The organism is Ochrobactrum chromiisoli (genome assembly GCF_026241335.1).
GTDB lineage: Bacteria > Pseudomonadota > Alphaproteobacteria > Rhizobiales > Rhizobiaceae > Brucella > Brucella chromiisoli.
In genome coordinates this window covers 1-17,495 of the sequence record NZ_JAPHAV010000028.1, presented here as the reverse complement: position 1 = coordinate 17,495, position 17,495 = coordinate 1, and the positions used below count along the sequence as shown (strand labels likewise).

Genomic DNA, 17,495 nt, shown 5'->3' with positions numbered 1-17,495 from the left:
TGGCGCGGTCCATTACTGTCGCCCATTTGGACGAAAGGAGATTTGATAAAGCATGATGACGAGTGCGACCGCTCGCGCCTTTGCCGGTGATCTGGCAAGTCGCAATGAAATTACCGTCTTGTGTGGGGTATACGGTCGCGCTCATGGCTCAGGCCATCCCCAGCGCGTCCATGTAAAGCTGAAGCATTGCTTCGGCTTCTTGGCGCTCATGATCTTCTTTTTTACGGAGGCGGATGATTTCGCGAACGACTTTAGGCTGGAAACCAGAACCTTTCAGTTCCGCATAAACTTCCTTGATGTCGTCACCGATGGTGTGTTTTTCTTCTTCAAGGCGTTCAATACGCTCGATGAAGGCTCGCAATTGGCCGACAGCAATCGTCTGGGCTTCCGATGTAATATCGTCGCTCATTGGGTAATCCTGATTGGGGTTGAGGTTTGGATTGTTCATGCGTTCGCCCTCGTACGGGAGCGCTTCGTGGCATCGATTGCCAAACGGTCGATGAACGCTTTGGCAGGCCCACGGGTGGGAACGCCTTCGTTCTCCCAACGCCAAACGGTTGAGAGGTTGACCCCGGCCATTTCGGCCAGCTGGGTCTGTGTCAACTTCAGTGTGCGACGGATCGCTGGGAGGTCGATGTTTGCGTTTGTCATTCGCATAGTATGCATAACGCAAACTAACCCGTCAAGGCGAAACGCATACTAAAAATGTGCAATATGCAGTCATGACAGAAGACACTCGCCCAGACCCAGCCAAACGCCTTGAAGAAGCGCGCATTGCGCGCGGCTTTAAGAACGCGAAGGACGCAACAAATTATTTTGGCTGGTCATACGTGACTTATACGCAGCATGAGAGCGGGGAGCGCGGAATAACGCGAGCCGTCGAAAAGTATGCGAAAGCGTTCCGAGTTAGCCCTGGCTGGCTTCTGACTGGCGAAGGAAAGGGTCCAGACGGCGTTCTGGTTGAGTTTCCAGCGGTTGAGGAAGACACATTTACGCCATCGAAGACCAAGCCGAACGCCAGCTTCCCGCCTAAATATCAGAGCTTCCCGCAAGATCACTCTATCCCACTACTCGGCCAAACAGCCGGAGGCCCAAACGGTCGTTTTGTTCTCAATGGAACTGAGATCGGCAGAGTGTTCTGCCCGCCGATGCTGGAAGGTGTTGAAGGCGCTTATGCGGTAATGGTGTTCGGCACATCTATGGAGCCACGCTACTTCGCCGGGGAAACCGTGTGGGTTAATCCACATCTGCCCGTACGCGCCGGGGATGATGTTATTGCGCAGCTTATCGAAGACGGTGAAGACAGCCCTGTAGAAAGCTATATCAAGCGCTTTGAATCACGCTCATCAAGGGTTCTCCGCCTTTATCAGTACAACCCAGACGAAGGCGAAGAACGGGAATTGGAATTTGATGCTGATCGCGTGTTCTCAGTACACAAGATCGTATTCAAGGCCAACGCCTGACGGTTCGTTATCCCGCCATGTAGGTTTGATTGTCAGATTGCGTGCGTGCGGCGGTGCCGGAGGGCATTCACCGCAACGAATCTTCCTGCACAGATCTCGATAACTTTGAACACCGAGTTCAGAGGCACGTTTCAAGTTCGACAAATAAAGCATGCGGTTATGCCCGCAATCATCGCATGCTACATAAACGCTAGACAGCTCGACAACGAGACGCGTTCCTTCATCATTAACGCACCCGCCTGACATTACACACGCTCCATCTCATCAACTTCAGACGGCAACTGGTCGCCATGAGCAAAGATAAGCTTAGGCGGCTCGAAATCGCCTGTCTCAGCATCGCCGGTATTCGTGAAGGCAATCACCATAGGGCTGCTTAGAGCCATGCGCTCGGCTGTGCGCCGTGCATGAGCCACGTCTTTCGCAATGAAAGGTGTATCAGGGTTTAGCTTGCCCCTTGCACCCTTGCTGTAGCTCTGCACGATGAAATTTGTCTGCATTCCCATTACCCGTACTCCCTATAACACTGTTATGTGCGGCAGGATGACTCAGGGATTGGAACAAAGCAAGAACATTGTTGATGAAAGGTTAATGGCGTTTTGTCGCCGCTACATCTGGTGGACGCGCAAAAGCTTCTCGCAAATTCTGGCTGTGGATAACGAGAATCAAGCTATAGATGCGTAGATACGATATATGCGGAGGAAGCAATGAGGTGCACTTTTGCGGCAGTTATTCTACTTGCCACCACTATTGGAGCGTTAGCTCAAGAGAAGCCGATAGATTCATATTACGCGAGATTGAGTGATCGAGATCATTTCAACTCGAATGGTGAGCGCCTTCGTTCGGCTGCTGCCATCATCCGTCAGGATCGTGCAAACTTCCATCTGTACGGCAAGCGTGACGCCGAAGATGATAACGATAGCTTCTTTTCCGATAAAGCAAATCGCGCTCGTCTCGAAACCATGGTCCGTAATGGTCATTTCTACGGTGGAGCTGAAAGTGAAATTCTCAATGGAACACCTTTGGTTCATGTTGAGATTTACGAAGACAGCGTAGTCGTGAATTTAAAGTAAGGCATAGAGGCTTGGGCTGTCTAAGCGGCGCTAACGCCGGAAGAATTTGAGAAGTTGGGGTAAAGTAGGGGGCGGGAAATGAAGGCGACAGTTTTCGATCTTATCAGATCGGAAAAAGAAAATATTATTATCGGCCCATGGAAAACAGGGAAAATTCCCCCTGCTGCTTTCCCCATCAATCGACCTAGAAGCATCCCAACCGGAGGCGACTGGCGATGGAGGTTATGCGAGTTCGATGCGTTAAATTATCATTGCCGTGTGATCATAAGAGTGAATTTTGAGAAGCAAAAATATCACTCATATTTATCGATCGACACTAAAAAATCTGTTAAAGTGATATGTCACCACGATTTGCACATTGGTGACAAGGGATGGCATTGTCATTTTGCCAGAGGCCTTATTGAAGAAGTGATGGAAGGTGTATTGCGTGACAGAGATTGCTACACCATGTTTGAAGCGGAGCCGAGTTTAGCACAATCTCAATTATTTACTATTACAGAGGACAGTGCCTTATCTAAAGCTGCAAAGAGGTATCGTTTTGAGGCAAGGGGTACATTCATATGATTTTAAAAGATCAGATATGTAAAGCTTTTTGCAGCGGCATCACTGTCCGTCAAGTTCCAATGGGGCTTGTAATAGCAACATCCATCACTTGGCTTGATGGTGACATGCTTGCATTTTATGCCCGTATCAATGGCGGCATGGTAAGATTTGAAGACAGCGGATCAAGTATATTTGACCTTGAAACTAATGGCGTTGACCTATCCTCACCATCTCGCATGGGCATAATTGAAGGATTATGCAAAGAGTACAATGTGATTTATGATGAAACGGACTGCCAGTTTCAGACTGATTGGGTTGATGAACAGTCGGCAGGTTACACTGCAATTCAGTTTCTAGCTTTTCTCACGCGACTTCAAGACCTCACCTTCACGACGAAGGAAAGGGTTGCACGTACATTTCGTGAAGATCTGATTGCTGCATTGGAAAAAGAATTTGCGAATGATGCTGAGGTTATGATTTCGGAGGCACCGGTGCCAGACCTCTCATATTATACGGTCGATATTGTCGTTAAACATAGAGACGGGAAAACCGCAGCCATATTTCCGGGAACGGGTGAACAAAAGGCTTTGGAAGCGATACTCTTTGCAAAAGAGCTTGAGCTGAAAAAAATAGCGAATGTGGTGCCATTCCTTGTCGTTGAGGAAGATGGATCGAAAATCTCAAAGCATACCAAAGCTAAGGCTCTGAATAGTGAACTAACTATGGCGGCTTGGGATGGTGGAGAGAAGGAAGTAGTCGACAAAATTCGAAAACACCTGACGCCACTGGCCGCTTAACCACCCTACCCCGTCAAGATCAAGCCTCGCGAAAGCGGGGCTTTTTTGTGCCGTTGCACTTTGGGATGAATCGACTCTTGTAAGGAAATGTGGCTTGAATACCCTGTCAAATACGGAGGGGTTAATGTTTGGACTTCCAAAATGCGGACATTGTAATGGTGTAGGCACAAGCCTTAAGGCAATAGAGCCGGAAGGTTCCAATTATAAACAGATGGCAACTGTGTGCCAATCTTGCAATGCTATACTAGGGGTTTCTGGATATTACGATACTGGTGCCCTTTTGAAGAAAGCCGAAAAAGAACGCGCAGAAATGAAGATGCATATCGCATCGCTGGAACAACAGGTTTATCAACTTTCGCAGATTTTAAGTCGTCGCTGATCATCATGCGACAAGACCCATCGTCCTGACATCCAAGCGACATGAATTGCTGGGTGTAATGTTCCAATTCCATCTCCTTTTTATATAGCCCCGCCGCGCTCACCCACGGCGGGGCTTTTGGTTCGAGTGCGCCACTGATTCTAGCACGTCTCCCCTTGCGATCAATGCATAGTATGCGTTTTTCATTTTTATTTCTCGTTATGCATATTTTTATGTTGACGTAATAGTTTGCGTTATGCATACTGCTTTCAACAAACGAGTTGGGAGCCGACGAAATGCACTCCACATACCAGATCACCGGAAACGACCTTGCGAGAGCGCTTACTGGCCTGACAAAGCCAGCGCCAAAGGCTCGCGATAACACCCGCCAGAAGCGCGTTATGCAGATGGCTTGGAAGCTTTACCGCGCAAAGCAGGCCGAGAACCTTAAGGAAGCTGAATACGCCAAGGCCAATCTGCCAGCAGATCGCTTTGAGAAGTGGCTCAAGAACCAGACTGGCTTCAATGCAAAGCTGTTCGGCCATGCTCTGAGTGATGCTTATGCGTCAGTAGCCCGCGAAGACAACGCTCACCTGTTCACTGTCACCAGTGATGAAAGCCGTTTCATCGGCTCAGACAGACGGTGGAGGTAAGACGATGGCTCACATGACAACCGTAAAATGCAAGTGCTGCAAGACGCCATTTGAGGCGAGAACGGCTGATGTAAATCGCGGATGGGGCAAGTTCTGCTCAAAAGCTTGCAAGGCACTCAAACAGTACCGGCGGACCGGGGTGTCTGGTCCACATTATGCGGCTTCGGGACGAACAGTTCGCCAGATGGCGAAGGGTGATTACGCTGCATCGAAGTTCGATGACTTTGAGCCATACATGCACGGTGGTGATGACCCTCACTACACCGGCGGCGGTTGGGGAGAGGAAAGCCGGAGATGACCTACGCCGCTCTCGCCCTCACCCTTTTAATCATCGCCATAGCAGCAACGTTTCTCATGCTCTGCCATGCCGAAACAATGGCGGAAATCGCTCGGAGTGAAACAGATGTCTGAACTCACCCGCTCCGAAATCATCGAGAAGCGCAAGGAAATCGAGCATTTCCTGAAAACTGACCCGGATATTCCAACCCGCCGTTATCTCGCAGCCAAGGACGCCGAACTCTATGCGGCGCTGGAACAGATCGAAGAAGGAATTGCAGCATGAATGCGCAGACACAGACTGAAACAGGCACAGATATCGTTGGCTATGTATCGGCCAATCCGGTTTCTGTTCTCATTGATGAAAAGGTCTATTCCCAGTTCTACGAGCAGATCAAGGCCGAGACTGACGCTTTCAAGCCAGACCTTTCGACGGTTTCAAGCCGCAAGGAAATTGCCGCCCTCGCCTATAAGGTGACGCGCACCAAGACGGCTATTGATGCAGCTGGCAAAAAGCTGAATGAAGACGCTCGCGCCAAAATCAATGCTGTAGATGCACAGCGCCGTAAGATCCGTGAAGAACTCGACACGCTGGCCGAAACTGTCCGCAAGCCTCTGACTGAATGGGAAGCAGCCGAAGAAGCGCGCATTGAGAATATCAAGTCCACTCTCGCGCATATTGATGCGTGCGGCAAAGGCATGATCGGCGGCGAGCCGCAGGCGTTCGCCATTCTTTTCCGTGAACTGGAAGAAAAGGTCATCATTGATGACAGCTTTGGTGAATTCAAGGAACAGGCAGAAGCCGCAAAAGCAGATGCTCTTGCAAAGCTGAAAATCGCCTTCGAAGCCCACCAGAAGGCCGAAGCGGACCGTATCGAACTTGAAAAGCTGCGTGCTGAAAAGGAAGAACGCGACCGGCTAGAAGCTGAACGCGCAGAAAAGGAACGCATCGCTCAGGAAGCTATTGCTCTCGAAAAGGCTGAGAAAGAGAATCAGGAACGGTTGGCAGCAGAACAGAAGGCCCGCGAAGAACGTGCGGCTCAGCAAGCGCGTGAACAGGCGGAGCGTGATGCGCGTGAAGCAATTGAGCGTGCCGAACGTGAAAAGGCTGATGCTGTTGCCAAGGCCGAGGCGGAAGCCCTCGCAGTAAAGCAGAAAGCCGAACAGGCCGAAGCAGAGAGAGCAGCCGAAGCCAAGCGCATTGCTGACGAACAAGCCGCACGAGACGCTGACATAGCGCATCGCTCCAAAATCATGAAGTCCGCTAAAGAAGCATTGATGGCTCAAGGCGCGGACGAAGAAACAGCCAAGAAGATCGTTCTCGCGGTTATCGCTGGCGAAATCCCCAACGTAACATTGAGGTTTTAATCATGGCCGCTCAAGCACTTGATATTAAGCAGGAGAGCAATGCGCCCGTTTACCGTGGCGGCGATGCTCCAATGATTTCCATGATCGAACGTATCGCCATGGACCCGACAATCCCTCTCGACCGTCTGGAAAAGATGCTCGACATGAAGGAGCGCATGGAAGACCGCGCCCGCGAGCAAATGCGCGAAGACCGCGAGTATGAGGCCAAGAGTGCGTATTTCGCTGCAATGTCCGCGTGCCAGACAGAGTTACCGGTAGTCATCAAGAACCAAAGTAACACGCATACGCGTTCAAAATATGCCGATCTGGCCGCTATTGAAGAACAGGCGATGCCGGTAATTTATGGTCATGGCTTTGGCGTATCTTTTCAGCCAGACGGCTACAACGATCTTGGCGAATTGCTAATCAAATGGGAAATCTCTCATTCTGGTGGTTACGTTCGTAATGGCGTGGGAGCGATTCCGGTAGACGGCGCGGGAGCAAAAGGCGGTGTCAACAAGACTGGAACGCAGGCATTCGGCAGCACTGCCACCTATGGCCGTCGCTATCTTCTCTGTATGCTGTTCAACATCAGCACTGGCGACGACAAAGACGGCAATAAGCTGCCGGAACAGTCAGGCCCGATCACAGCCGAGCAAGTGGTTTTGCTGCGTGAGCTTATCGAAAAGTCCGGCGCACAAATCGATCTTGTTTGTGAAAAATACAAGATAGACGCAATTCCAGACCTCCCGTCAAACCTGTTCAATGAGTGCTTTCGAGACATTGAGAATTGGTGGAAGCGTCAACAGAAGTCAAATGGCGGTGCAAAATGAACGATATTGTTCATCGCCTAACCCTCATAAAAGCTGGTGTAGGCCGTACATCAGATAAGCATATCGTAGGCCTTTATCGGTGCTCCTGTGGCAACGAAGTAGAAATTGCACAGTCGAGGGTTCGGAATGGGTACACCAGATCATGCGGATGCTTGGCTCGCGATGTGTCATCCAAAAACGCAACCACACACGGGATGCGGGGTTCGTCGGAATATTCCTCATGGCAAGCCATGAAATCGCGGTGCCTAGACCCAAACAGTAAGGACTATCCACGATATGGCGGTCGCGGGATTACGCTCTGCCATGAATGGGCAGAATCCTTTGAGGCTTTCTTTGCACACTCCGGTCCACGTCCGAAAGGTACTTCACTGGACCGCATCGACAACCAAAGAGGATATGAACCGGGAAACATTCGGTGGGCAACGCCCATACAGCAGCAGCGCAACCGTAGGGGATCATACCGTTGGCACATTAAGGGCCGGGTATTTGAGAGCCACAGTGAGGCAGCAGAATTTTTCAAAGTTAGTGACAACACGATTTGGCGGTGGGTGAATGGGCAGTTCGACCGCCGTCGCAACACTCTCACACCAGCTCGGGAGGACTGTCATGTCATCAGTAGATATTGAACAAGGCTCAGAGGCTTGGAAAATAATCCGCCTAGGCAAAGTCACCGCTTCCCGAGTTGCTGATGTAATCGCTAAGACAAAAACTGGCTATGGAGCTTCGCGCAAAAACTATCTGGCTGAACTCGTTCTTGAGCGTCTAACCGGGAAAGCAGAAGAGGGTTTCACGTCCTCTTCCATGCAGTGGGGCACGGACAACGAGCCTGACGCACGGTCAGCCTATCAGTTCGAAAAGAACACGCGCGTTGTGCAGGTTGGTTTTGTGGCACATCCGCATATTGCAATGACAGGCGCGTCACCTGATGGGCTTGTCGGTGATGACGGGCTTTTGGAAATCAAATGTCCTAATTCAGCAACTCACCTGGACACGCTTCGCACCAATACGATTCCGTCACGATACATCACTCAGATGAATTGGCAGATGGCGTGCACTGGTCGCCAGTGGTGTGACTTTGTCTCGTTCGATCCTCGCTTTCCAGAACACATGCGCTTGTTTGTGAAGCGTCATCATCGCGTCGATGCTGACATTCGCGCACTGGAAATCGATGTGACGCTGTTCCTCAAAGAGGTTGATGAGGCGATAGACGATCTTGCTACTGAATATCCAGCCTTCACGGAGGCAGCATAATGTCCAGTGCTCCTATCACTATGGAATGGAATGGTGAGGCCATGGTACCAGCCTCTCCTTTTTGGGCCGCGCGCGCTGATCGTCAGTTTGTTGTCGGTGAAGTTTACAAGATTGTCGAACACCACGACCGCTCAGAAGCTTCGCACAATCATTACTTCGCATCGATCGCAAACGCATGGAACACCCTGACAGATGAAATGCTGGCAGAATATCCAACGCCGGAACACCTTCGCAAAAAGATGCTGGTCAAATGTGGCTATGCCGACGAGCGAAGCATCGTATGCGCCAGCAAGGCCGACGCCGAGCGTATGGCCGCGTTCGTCAAGCCCATGGATGCCTATGCGGTTGTAATCCATCGCGAGGCAGTTGTGAAAGTATTCACCGCTCAAAGCCAGAGCATGAAGGCTATGGGAAAGCGCGAATTTCAGGAAAGCAAAACCGCCGTTCTCGAAGCAATTGACAAATTGCTTGGCGTAGAACCGGGAGAAACAGCGAGGGCGGCAGCATGAGTAAGCCCCTTCTCATCAAAGCCCACGTACGAAGCCGCCCATATGATGCTGTTAAAGTCGAAAAGACGAAGCAGCTTGAGCGCGAAGTGCGCGGCAAGTTCGACCGTGAATGTGCCCTTGAACTGGATATAGTCCTGTCGCTCACCGACTTCTCGGAGGTGAGCCATGGCGCGGCGTGAGTTCTCGAAGGAGGTTAAGCGCGCTGCTCTAAAGCGATCTGGCATGAAATGCGAGGCTGTTGGCGAAATGTACGGCTTTGAAGCCGGACAGCGTTGTTGCGTCAGCCTGAGCGCAGGCGTTCAATATGATCACATCATAGCTGATAGCATTGGTGGAGAGCCCACGCTGGAAAACTGCGCGGCTGTCTGCATACCTTGCCACGGATACAAAACCCGTACTGTCGATACGCCAAGAGCGGCAAAAACAAAGCGCATGAGTGACAAGGCGAACGGCATAGTTCGCGCAAAAGGTAACTTGAGAAGTCAAGGCTTCCAAAAGACTGAAAAGTCTCCACGCATCGACAAATCAGCCCTTCCGAAATTGCCATTGTCCCGGCTTATGCAGGCTGGGATTGCGAGGATTCGCCCATGACCCCGACCATCCAAGATGAAGCAGTGCAGGCAGACAAAGCGCTTTGGTGTGTGAACATCAAAGGCCCGGACGATATTATTTCCGCGCCTGACTACCTGTCAGCCGTTCGCATGGCGAACACGTTCAATGCGTGGTGGCTTGATCTTATAACCAAGACGCCGCTCAAAGATAACCATCCTCACATGTGGGCCGAGCCTATTGAATGGCCATATTCAGAAGGCCACGGCGAAGACGTCACCGATACGAACAACGAATATCAGTGGTTGCGCGAACTCACAGCCGCCATGCCTTTCCTTACGGGTTCCCCATCCCCGCGTGCGCAGGCGTTGGAGGAAGCGGCAATCTTGGAAGCGTTGGAAGAGTGCGAAGCGTATTTCGACGATCGTTCCGATGCTGATCACGACGAAACCGGTTTCGTCCCTAACGAAGAAATGCGCATTCTTGTTTCCGTTCGCGCCGCAATCCGCGCCCTATCTCAGCCTGTAGCTGACCATGTTGCCGACGCCGGTAAAATGGTTGCGGACGGCTGGTTGCCTATTGAGACAGCGCCGAAGGATGGGACGGAGTTCATAGGTTGGGATGGCAAACGTCCGTTTCGATGCTCAAACACCAAGCACTATGTAAAATACCCGCATGAGGAAGGAGGCCCAACATACCGTAATGTCTGGAGCGGTCATTACTACGACAGCATCATGCCGGAAAACCCCACCCACTGGCGTCCGCTCCCAGCCTCACCGGGAGCGCCGGAAGAACCATTTCCGCAGCCGCGCAGAAAGGACGGAGGGGAGCTGTGCCCCGAATGCCATTTGCAGCTTGGTGAAACTTGCGACATCTGCGGTGCCACCCGCCCGACAGGAGGCAGCAACCATGGCGAATGAATTGATTGCAGAGGCTATCACTGACTATTTCGGCGGGCGCTGCTTAGACTACGCCGAGGGATGCCCGACATGTGAAGCGTGGGCTGAATATGACCGTATGAACACCCGCCCCGCCGCGCCGGTCGAGGGGTTGGAGCCTATCGCTTGGCCGATTAACCTCGTGAATATGCCGGATACTGATGACGCAGACGCGCGAATTCTTGGATTTCGCATCAGAGCAGGTGATGAAGCCTTTGGGGAATATGGTCTTTCCGAGGCTCTGCAATGGCTCAAGAAAGCTTGCATGGATAGCGTGTACGGCTCCCAGGCCGAGACCATCATTGCGGCGAAGGATGCCGACAACGCATCACTAATTCACGATCTAAACCGTATCAAAGATCATGAGACGTCACTGGTCAACGACAACGCGGCGCTGACTGAGCGGGTTAGGGAGTTGACGTCACCCGAATACCTGACTGAAAAACTGGAACAAGTGGGCGTAGTTGACAAGGAGTGGCAGGAACGCGCCGAAACCCTAGAAACCCAACTCGCGGCGGCGAAGAAGGTGTTGACGGATATTCAATGCATAGACTGGGATGGTTTATCTGTTTCAGATGTTTTTGACGAGATAAACGAAATCGTCGAACGCGCCGACTTGGAGGCCAAGCCATGAGCCGTCACGCAGAGAAAACACGTGGTGAGCTTCTTAGATACGCATGGGTTTGCGATAAAGAACTCTCCAAGCGCCGCACCAACTTCCGCGTCATGTACGGCAGCATAATTCTCAACTTCATCCTGATCGGCTTTATCATAGGAGGAATGCTGCCATGACCCTCATTGACAGACTATCCAAGCTGGACGGACCAGATAGGGAAGTGGATGCGGAGATTTGCATCCTATTCCAATACGGCGGCAAAAACTCCGAAGGCGCTTTGAATGTCAGAACTGATCCTGAATGGGGTGATGATGACGATTTGCTTTATGAACTTGATGGCGACCCTTGCTGTGCGCAAATTCCTAAACTTACCGCCTCTGTGGATGCGGCGCTCGCGCTGGCTGAGAGAGTGTTGCCGGGGTGGATTTGGCTTAAACCAAACTTCAACACAATGATGATGTGGCGACCGGCTGATGGAGACACAGAAGCCGTTGAACACATCGGATACGGCAAAGACGCCATCGCCCTCTGCATCGCCATCTTGCGCGCAAAGGAGGCCAACCATGCCGAGTAAGGAACTGATAGCGTTGGTTGCAAAGGCGATCATAAATAACCCTCCAAAGATCACACGATTTAAGGACATGGAGACTTTGGATTTTAGCAAGGTTGTCGATCATACACCGACAGCCCAAGCCGCCATTTCCACCATCCTCGCCGCTCTACTGGAGCCAGATCAGCGGATGTTTGAAGGTGCCCGCGAATGGTCATATCTCAAGTATGCCAAGCCCATCGGTAACGATGCAGCGAACGGATGCTGGCGCGCCATGCTCAACGCCAGCCCACTAGGGGAGCAGAGCGAATGAAGCTGACAAACGCGCAGTATGCAGTGCTTAACGACCTTAACAACGCATCAAAATGGGAAGATAACCAAGGCTTTGCATCGCCTCATGATCTTGGTTGTCCGGTCACACCATTCAAAAGGCTAGCCTCACTTAATTTGATTGAGAGAGGCGATGTATATGGTGAAGATAAGGATTACACGCTTTATCGCATCACGCCAGCCGGTCGCCAAGCCCTGAAAGGCGGGGAGTGACCATGGCTGAGCAACTGATAGCAACCGCGCCCAAAGACGGCACCGAGATTTTGGCATGGCGAAAGGATTGCGGCTGGTTCATTGCCAGCTTCACAAGCTGTAGCGCATTCCCTTTGTCTCAATCAGAAATAGACGAGTTGGACGAGGAGACCTTGTTTCAGGAAGACTGGTTCACTCAATGGCCGCAAGCATTACGCCTAGAAGGCAGCGAGGCTCCGACACACTGGCAGCATTTGCCACCATCTCCGGCAGACCGCACCGCACCGCAAGAAAGGGGGAGAGAAGATGACAGCAGCCGCAACAATTAGAAAAGGCGACCTAATGCGTTATGCCGATGTGGCGAACAAGAAAGGCTGTCAGATCATCGTCAAGCGAGGCGATACGGTTATTACCGTTAATCCTGACGAGAAGAAAAAAGAAGTAGGCGGCATTGACTATGAGCGCCCAGTCCTGTGACAAAAGCGGCATGCCGCGCAAACTGCCCCTTTATGTGCACAAACAACTGACCCGCCATAAAAAGTGGGTCTTTTATTTCCGTATGGGAAAAGGCAAGCGCATACGATTGCCAAGCCCGAATGACCCGTCATTCAAAGCTGCATATCACGCTGCACTGACAGGCCAGCCCATCGAAGTTAAAACCGTTCACAGCGGAACGTTGCAATGGCTTTGGGAGAAATACACAAACGAGAGCGCTAAATGGGCTGGATATTCTGATGCCACCCGGAAACAACAGCGTCTGATTATGGAAAAAGTCTTGGCCGTAAATGCGAACAAGGCTCTCACTTCATTTACTCAGGACGTTATGCAGGAAGCTGTAGACCGACGCCATGAAACGCCAGCTATGGCCGCTAATTTCTTAAAGGTCATGCGTGGGATGTTCGGTTGGGCGAAGAAAATGCGCCTTGTTCCAGTTGACCCCACTCTTGATATTGATCTGCCAGAATACAAAACGTCTGGCTTCCCGGCTTGGACGGTTGAAGATGTTATCGCCTATCGCGGAAAGCACATCATAGGGAGCCCGCAGAGACTAGCGATGGAATTGATGTTGCTTGCAGGGATACGTCGCTCTGACGTTGTTCGCGTAGGCATACAACATATTACCGGACGTATTCTAACTATGGACACAGCCAAGACAGGAGCACGTATATCTGTTGAGTTATCTGATGAATTGTTAGCGCTGATTGACGGCACCACGCGCAAAGGCCTTCACCTGATTGAAAGCACCCAGGGCAAGCCATTTACAAAAGAAAGTTTTGGGAATTGGTTTAGAGATGCATGCACGGAAGCAGGCGTAACAAAGTCAGCGCACGGTCTTAGAAAGCTCAGTGCAACACTCGCCGCAGAAGGCGGAGCGGCCACGCATCAATTGCTGGCACAGTACGGATGGACAAATATTGCCACCGCAGAAATATACACAAAAGGGATCGACAGGAAGCGATTGGGTATCGAAGCAAGCCGGATCGTCGCAGACCAGATCGAGAACATGCAGCCCCTCACCTCAACTACAGGTGAGGGAATTAAACCGAAAAACTCAATAAAATCAAAGGCAAAAAAGTGAGATTGTGGCCCTGTTACGCCCACCATTCGAACTCCAGACATACCAATACGTTAGATAAAATTATCACAGCGAATAAATAGCGCTCTTTAGGTTCAATGAACCTTTCATGAACCTAACCACCCTTCTTCTGTCCTCTGCAATACCTCTCGGACAAGACGCATGTCACCGCCCATCTGCTTTAGCTGCGCATATTTGTATTTTCATTTATGAATGACCAATGTGCAGCTTGCCAATAAGGATTAGGCGACCGCTAGAGAAAAAACGAATTAATAATTAATTTTTATTTCCAAATTTTTTCTAAATTATTATTGGGGTAGATATATATAAATAAATGTAATTAATTATTATCGTTCACATGAAAGGTAATAATAATGATAAGACGATTTTTAATTATATCATCTTCTTTAGCTTTGTTTTCTACCGGTTACGCCTTATCCGCAGAAAGCGGCATTAATCAAAAATTGGTAAACAAAGCATCGTATCATGACGATTTAGGTCGAAAGATTGGGAAAAGTGAACTTAGTACTTTTTCTAAAAAAAACATTTCAATATTTCAATGTCCATACGTGACACGTGAGGCATGCGAACGCCAAACTAGTGATCCGTCTGACCCTAGTTTGTGCTTTGAGTGTGATGACGGAAGCTGGTCACCATCTGCTGGCTAATATACAGAAAAACCCGCAGAAGCGGGGTTGATTGTCGGATCTGCGATTAATCGCAGATCCCCGATTTCACTCAAAGTGACTTCAAGCCGCCACCGACGACAAAGGCGACGAAGGCTGCTACCAGCCCAGCGATTATCATCCAGTTGATGCGAGATAGTAACGACTGGATGCCTTTGACGGAGTTTTCCAGTCCAGAGAACCGCGTATCAATACGGGCTTCCATCGCAACCCGTCTTTCATCATTACGAGCGCTTTCAATCTCTCGCTGGCGCTGCCAAATCTCTAGTGTCGCAAGCCGCTGATTATTGGTCTGTGTCGCTTGTTCCAGCCCTACGACACGGGCGCGAAGATCGTTTTCTTCCGGCATGTTCGTTGCATCCATCCGCCTGGTTGCCCCTATTACTTCTTGTCGTGAATAGCGCATTCGTCTTTTGACCAGACGCCACCGGCGCAGCCACGAACGATTGTTCGGTCGATCTTTCGCTGATCCGCGTCAGTTGCGCCGCGCGCGCCGAGCAAATCAGTTCCAAGAACGCTACGGACGCCGCTCACATTTGCCGGTCCTGAATGTCCACACCCCGCCAGCGTCAATGCACGCATCATAATTGAGCACAGCACCAAGGGCTTTCTCAGTCGCTTCATTGTTCTGTCTTTCGATTTTGGTTTCGACACTGGATCGACCGTCACGCTTGCCAACCACATACCCAGCGGCCAAACACAAAAAAAACCGCCAGAACAGCGGCAGCGGTCATCTTCAACCAATTTGGGATTAAGGCCCAGATCATGACCGGGTTTTCCTATAAATGCCCCAGAGGGCTAAACCGACGATGACAGCTGCTATAGCAACGCGAACCCACTGACCGCTTGATAGCTCGTCTTGCTGGTTGGAAATGGTGCTGACAATCTCAGGGATGACAGGGCCAACGGTTGCAGCCGCACCGGCAGCGCCAGCCCCGCCTATAGTCGCCACATCGGTTTTATTCGCCTTTGTGGTGGCTGTAACCGTATTTGACGATACGAATGCGCCCTTAGCCCATAGACCAGCTTCGGCAGCACGGCGGTTGACAAGGCCATGCACCTTCTTGCCGCCAGCATTAACCCACTTTGCCAGTTCACCCAGCACCGCGTCATAATCACCCTTGTTGAGCTTTTTGTGCAGCGCCCCAGTGTTGAAGTCGCACGACACAAGCACCGCAAACTGATTGTCAGCCAGAGGCACCTTTACCAGACGCTCAACACGCGCTTCGAACTTTGCAAGATCAGCTTTCAGAATGCGTTCGGCTTCATTGTCACCAATCGCCATGCCCGGCGTGACCTTTGGAGCGCCTGCCGTGCTTGTGTGGCCGTAGCCAATCGTTAAAATGCCAGCTACATCACGATAAGCTGTTGTTCTGAGGCCCTCCCACTGTTTGATGAGCGAAAGCCCCGCCGCGTTAATGCGTCGTGTCATTGTGTTTCCTTTCGGCAATAAAAAACCGCCTCAAGGGCGGCTAGGGCTTGATTTATCCTGACGGTTGTTTCAATGCTCTGACCAGTTATAAAGTGGACGTTTGCATTGTGATATCTCAATTGGCCAAATACGGACTGGTAGGAATTGTGAATACAATAATCACATTTGTTGCTGTCGCGATCCTGTCCGCTTTTGGCTTAGACCCATACTTGAGTAACGCAATAGGCTTTGCAGCAGGCTTGTTAAATAGTTACTTCTTGAACAAGACGTTTACATTCAAGGGGGCGCCTCATGGTTCTGTGGAGGCTATCAAATTTCTGTCTGCATTCCTTATCGCGTATATGATTAATATTGGCGTTCTGCATTTTCTTTTGAAGCTTGCTACAGAGAATATCATTCTCTGTCAGTTAATCGCTATGTCCACATATAATATTGCTTTTTTCGTCCTGATGAAATCTTGGGTATTCGCACGTGAACATAGATAATTATAGACTTGATGTGGTAATCCCTTGCTACAATGAGGATGAGGCGCTACCAAACACGATACCGCGATTAGCATCTTTTCTTGATAACCTTATTAAGCGTGACGACATTCACGTCGATGAATATCGTTTAATTCTTGTTGATGACGGGAGCAGAGATCATACATGGCAATTAATTGAAGGTTTATCAAAAAAATTACCTGTCCTTGGAATTAAGCTAAGTCGAAATTACGGCCATCAGAACGCGATGCTGGCTGGCCTATCTGCGGCTGACGCAGACGTTATCTTAACGATAGACGCTGATCTACAAGATGACCTCAATGCCATTACGCAGATGCTTGGTGCATATCAAAATGGGGCTCAACTTGCGCTTGGTGTACGGTCTTCACGCGGCAACGACACAAGTTTCAAACGGAATACGGCCAAAGGCTACTACAAGCTTCTTAGTTTGCTGGGGGCATCGATAATAGAGGATCACGCAGATTTTAGGCTGATGAGCCAAAAAGCGCTTAAAGCACTACTATCGCATGAGGAAACCAACCTCTTTTTGCGAGGCATCATTCCAACAATCGGTTTCCCTACTGAACTCGTATACTACTCACGGCAAGATCGTGAATTTGGAGAAACCAAATACACATTGAAAAAGATGCTGAGCCTTGCCTTGAATGGCATTACATCTTTTTCAATTGTTCCACTTAGAGTTGTGACAGCTCTAGGCGCATCCGTCAGTTTGCTTTCGTTTATAGCTTGCTTATGGGCTATAGGTGTTCTGTTTTTTGGCCACGCCGTCCCAGGGTGGGCATCAACTCTACTGCCCATTCTTTTGCTTGGAGGCGTACAGTTACTCTGTCTAGGCATAGTGGGCGAGTACATTGGTAAAATCTATATGGAAGTCAAGAAAAGGCCACGGTTTATCAGTAAGCGGGGCATATCCGTTGGCGGTGCTATTTCACTGTGCAATTGCGCGCTGACTTGCAATCTACCATAATCCGGTCTGTGACAGAAGATTGCTTCCCATTGCATTTTGAAGAAGGCGCGGATGAC

Annotated in this window: 31 protein-coding genes; 25 read left to right on the top strand and 6 right to left on the bottom strand. The window is 50.3% G+C overall.

Going from position 1 to position 17,495, the window contains the following annotated elements:
• Positions 1 to 148: 148 nt before the first annotated feature.
• On the bottom strand, positions 149 to 409 hold the full coding sequence (locus OPR82_RS21985) for a DUF2312 domain-containing protein (protein WP_265987116.1): 261 nt from the start codon (positions 407 to 409) through the stop codon (positions 149 to 151).
• 35 nt (positions 410 to 444) lie between these two features.
• Entirely contained in the window at positions 445 to 651 is a 207-nt protein-coding gene (locus tag OPR82_RS21980; RefSeq protein WP_265987114.1) for a helix-turn-helix domain-containing protein, read from the bottom strand.
• 71 nt (positions 652 to 722) lie between these two features.
• On the opposite strand from OPR82_RS21980, the gene OPR82_RS21975 reads away from it, so the two are divergent.
• Positions 723 to 1,463: an XRE family transcriptional regulator gene (locus tag OPR82_RS21975; RefSeq protein WP_265987113.1), complete on the top strand. Its 741-nt coding sequence runs from the start codon at positions 723 to 725 to the stop codon at positions 1,461 to 1,463.
• 245 nt (positions 1,464 to 1,708) lie between these two features.
• Here OPR82_RS21975 and OPR82_RS21970 read toward each other — a convergent pair whose 3' ends face one another.
• Positions 1,709 to 1,966, bottom strand: coding sequence for a hypothetical protein (locus OPR82_RS21970; protein ID WP_265987112.1), 258 nt, complete (start codon positions 1,964 to 1,966; stop codon positions 1,709 to 1,711).
• A gap of 201 nt (positions 1,967 to 2,167) precedes the next feature.
• On the opposite strand from OPR82_RS21970, the gene OPR82_RS21965 reads away from it, so the two are divergent.
• From OPR82_RS21965 to OPR82_RS21860, 22 genes are all read left to right on the top strand, one after another.
• Positions 2,168 to 2,533, top strand: coding sequence for a hypothetical protein (locus OPR82_RS21965; protein ID WP_265987111.1), 366 nt, complete (start codon positions 2,168 to 2,170; stop codon positions 2,531 to 2,533).
• A gap of 78 nt (positions 2,534 to 2,611) precedes the next feature.
• Positions 2,612 to 3,097: a hypothetical protein gene (locus tag OPR82_RS21960; RefSeq protein ID WP_265987109.1), complete on the top strand. Its 486-nt coding sequence runs from the start codon at positions 2,612 to 2,614 to the stop codon at positions 3,095 to 3,097.
• Positions 3,094 to 3,873: a DUF1828 domain-containing protein gene (locus OPR82_RS21955; protein ID WP_265987108.1), complete on the top strand. Its 780-nt coding sequence runs from the start codon at positions 3,094 to 3,096 to the stop codon at positions 3,871 to 3,873. The genes OPR82_RS21960 and OPR82_RS21955 overlap by 4 nt, the downstream gene beginning before the upstream one ends.
• 124 nt (positions 3,874 to 3,997) lie before the next feature.
• Positions 3,998 to 4,252, top strand: a complete 255-nt coding sequence (locus OPR82_RS21950; RefSeq protein ID WP_265987107.1) for a hypothetical protein — start codon at positions 3,998 to 4,000, stop codon at positions 4,250 to 4,252.
• Between the two features lie 275 nt (positions 4,253 to 4,527).
• On the top strand, positions 4,528 to 4,884 hold the full coding sequence (locus OPR82_RS21945) for a hypothetical protein (RefSeq protein WP_265987106.1): 357 nt from the start codon (positions 4,528 to 4,530) through the stop codon (positions 4,882 to 4,884).
• 4 nt (positions 4,885 to 4,888) lie between these two features.
• Complete coding sequence (locus tag OPR82_RS21940) at positions 4,889 to 5,182, top strand: hypothetical protein (RefSeq protein ID WP_265987105.1); 294 nt, start codon at positions 4,889 to 4,891, stop codon at positions 5,180 to 5,182.
• A 105-nt stretch (positions 5,183 to 5,287) separates the two neighbouring features.
• A complete protein-coding gene (locus OPR82_RS21935; RefSeq protein WP_265987104.1) occupies positions 5,288 to 5,446 on the top strand; it encodes a hypothetical protein in 159 nt (52 codons plus the stop codon).
• Positions 5,443 to 6,528, top strand: a complete 1,086-nt coding sequence (locus OPR82_RS21930; RefSeq protein WP_265987103.1) for a coiled-coil domain-containing protein — start codon at positions 5,443 to 5,445, stop codon at positions 6,526 to 6,528. The genes OPR82_RS21935 and OPR82_RS21930 overlap by 4 nt, the downstream gene beginning before the upstream one ends.
• A 2-nt stretch (positions 6,529 to 6,530) precedes the next feature.
• The gene (locus tag OPR82_RS21925; RefSeq protein ID WP_265987102.1) at positions 6,531 to 7,340 is read left to right on the top strand and encodes an ERF family protein; all 810 of its coding nucleotides are present in this window, start codon (positions 6,531 to 6,533) and stop codon (positions 7,338 to 7,340) included.
• 606 nt (positions 7,341 to 7,946) lie between these two features.
• A complete protein-coding gene (locus OPR82_RS21920) occupies positions 7,947 to 8,591 on the top strand; it encodes a lambda exonuclease family protein (RefSeq protein WP_265987100.1) in 645 nt (214 codons plus the stop codon).
• Positions 8,591 to 9,100 (top strand): hypothetical protein, encoded by a 510-nt coding sequence (locus OPR82_RS21915; protein WP_265987098.1) that lies wholly within the window; start codon positions 8,591 to 8,593, stop codon positions 9,098 to 9,100. The genes OPR82_RS21920 and OPR82_RS21915 overlap by 1 nt, the downstream gene beginning before the upstream one ends.
• Positions 9,097 to 9,279 (top strand): hypothetical protein, encoded by a 183-nt coding sequence (locus OPR82_RS21910; protein ID WP_265987097.1) that lies wholly within the window; start codon positions 9,097 to 9,099, stop codon positions 9,277 to 9,279. Before OPR82_RS21915 ends, OPR82_RS21910 begins: the two co-directional genes overlap by 4 nt.
• On the top strand, positions 9,266 to 9,691 hold the full coding sequence (locus tag OPR82_RS21905) for an HNH endonuclease (RefSeq protein ID WP_323054578.1): 426 nt from the start codon (positions 9,266 to 9,268) through the stop codon (positions 9,689 to 9,691). Before OPR82_RS21910 ends, OPR82_RS21905 begins: the two co-directional genes overlap by 14 nt.
• A complete protein-coding gene (locus OPR82_RS21900; RefSeq protein WP_265987095.1) occupies positions 9,688 to 10,569 on the top strand; it encodes a hypothetical protein in 882 nt (293 codons plus the stop codon). Before OPR82_RS21905 ends, OPR82_RS21900 begins: the two co-directional genes overlap by 4 nt.
• Complete coding sequence (locus OPR82_RS21895) at positions 10,559 to 11,221, top strand: hypothetical protein (protein WP_265987093.1); 663 nt, start codon at positions 10,559 to 10,561, stop codon at positions 11,219 to 11,221. The genes OPR82_RS21900 and OPR82_RS21895 overlap by 11 nt, the downstream gene beginning before the upstream one ends.
• Positions 11,218 to 11,379 (top strand): hypothetical protein, encoded by a 162-nt coding sequence (locus tag OPR82_RS21890; protein WP_265987091.1) that lies wholly within the window; start codon positions 11,218 to 11,220, stop codon positions 11,377 to 11,379. Before OPR82_RS21895 ends, OPR82_RS21890 begins: the two co-directional genes overlap by 4 nt.
• Positions 11,376 to 11,777: a hypothetical protein gene (locus OPR82_RS21885; RefSeq protein ID WP_265987090.1), complete on the top strand. Its 402-nt coding sequence runs from the start codon at positions 11,376 to 11,378 to the stop codon at positions 11,775 to 11,777. Before OPR82_RS21890 ends, OPR82_RS21885 begins: the two co-directional genes overlap by 4 nt.
• Positions 11,767 to 12,066, top strand: coding sequence for a hypothetical protein (locus tag OPR82_RS21880; RefSeq protein WP_265987089.1), 300 nt, complete (start codon positions 11,767 to 11,769; stop codon positions 12,064 to 12,066). The genes OPR82_RS21885 and OPR82_RS21880 overlap by 11 nt, the downstream gene beginning before the upstream one ends.
• A complete protein-coding gene (locus tag OPR82_RS21875) occupies positions 12,063 to 12,296 on the top strand; it encodes a hypothetical protein (RefSeq protein ID WP_265987087.1) in 234 nt (77 codons plus the stop codon). The genes OPR82_RS21880 and OPR82_RS21875 overlap by 4 nt, the downstream gene beginning before the upstream one ends.
• 2 nt (positions 12,297 to 12,298) lie before the next feature.
• Positions 12,299 to 12,604, top strand: coding sequence for a hypothetical protein (locus tag OPR82_RS21870; protein WP_265987086.1), 306 nt, complete (start codon positions 12,299 to 12,301; stop codon positions 12,602 to 12,604).
• Entirely contained in the window at positions 12,582 to 12,752 is a 171-nt protein-coding gene (locus OPR82_RS21865; protein WP_265987085.1) for a hypothetical protein, read from the top strand. The genes OPR82_RS21870 and OPR82_RS21865 overlap by 23 nt, the downstream gene beginning before the upstream one ends.
• Positions 12,733 to 13,854, top strand: a complete 1,122-nt coding sequence (locus OPR82_RS21860) for a tyrosine-type recombinase/integrase (RefSeq protein ID WP_265987084.1) — start codon at positions 12,733 to 12,735, stop codon at positions 13,852 to 13,854. Before OPR82_RS21865 ends, OPR82_RS21860 begins: the two co-directional genes overlap by 20 nt.
• A 735-nt stretch (positions 13,855 to 14,589) precedes the next feature.
• Here OPR82_RS21860 and OPR82_RS21855 read toward each other — a convergent pair.
• The 3 genes from OPR82_RS21855 to OPR82_RS21845 all read right to left on the bottom strand — a co-directional run bounded on the left by OPR82_RS21855 (position 14,590) and on the right by OPR82_RS21845 (position 15,969).
• Positions 14,590 to 14,901, bottom strand: coding sequence for a hypothetical protein (locus tag OPR82_RS21855; protein ID WP_265987083.1), 312 nt, complete (start codon positions 14,899 to 14,901; stop codon positions 14,590 to 14,592).
• Between the two features lie 17 nt (positions 14,902 to 14,918).
• A complete protein-coding gene (locus tag OPR82_RS21850) occupies positions 14,919 to 15,161 on the bottom strand; it encodes a hypothetical protein (protein WP_265987081.1) in 243 nt (80 codons plus the stop codon).
• Between the two features lie 139 nt (positions 15,162 to 15,300).
• Complete coding sequence (locus OPR82_RS21845) at positions 15,301 to 15,969, bottom strand: lysozyme (RefSeq protein ID WP_265987080.1); 669 nt, start codon at positions 15,967 to 15,969, stop codon at positions 15,301 to 15,303.
• A 92-nt stretch (positions 15,970 to 16,061) separates the two neighbouring features.
• On the opposite strand from OPR82_RS21845, the gene OPR82_RS22855 reads away from it, so the two are divergent.
• Both OPR82_RS22855 and OPR82_RS21840 read left to right on the top strand, forming a co-directional pair.
• Entirely contained in the window at positions 16,062 to 16,454 is a 393-nt protein-coding gene (locus OPR82_RS22855; protein ID WP_407673296.1) for a GtrA family protein, read from the top strand.
• Positions 16,441 to 17,439, top strand: a complete 999-nt coding sequence (locus tag OPR82_RS21840) for a glycosyltransferase family 2 protein (RefSeq protein ID WP_265987079.1) — start codon at positions 16,441 to 16,443, stop codon at positions 17,437 to 17,439. The genes OPR82_RS22855 and OPR82_RS21840 overlap by 14 nt, the downstream gene beginning before the upstream one ends.
• Positions 17,440 to 17,495: the final 56 nt, after the last annotated feature.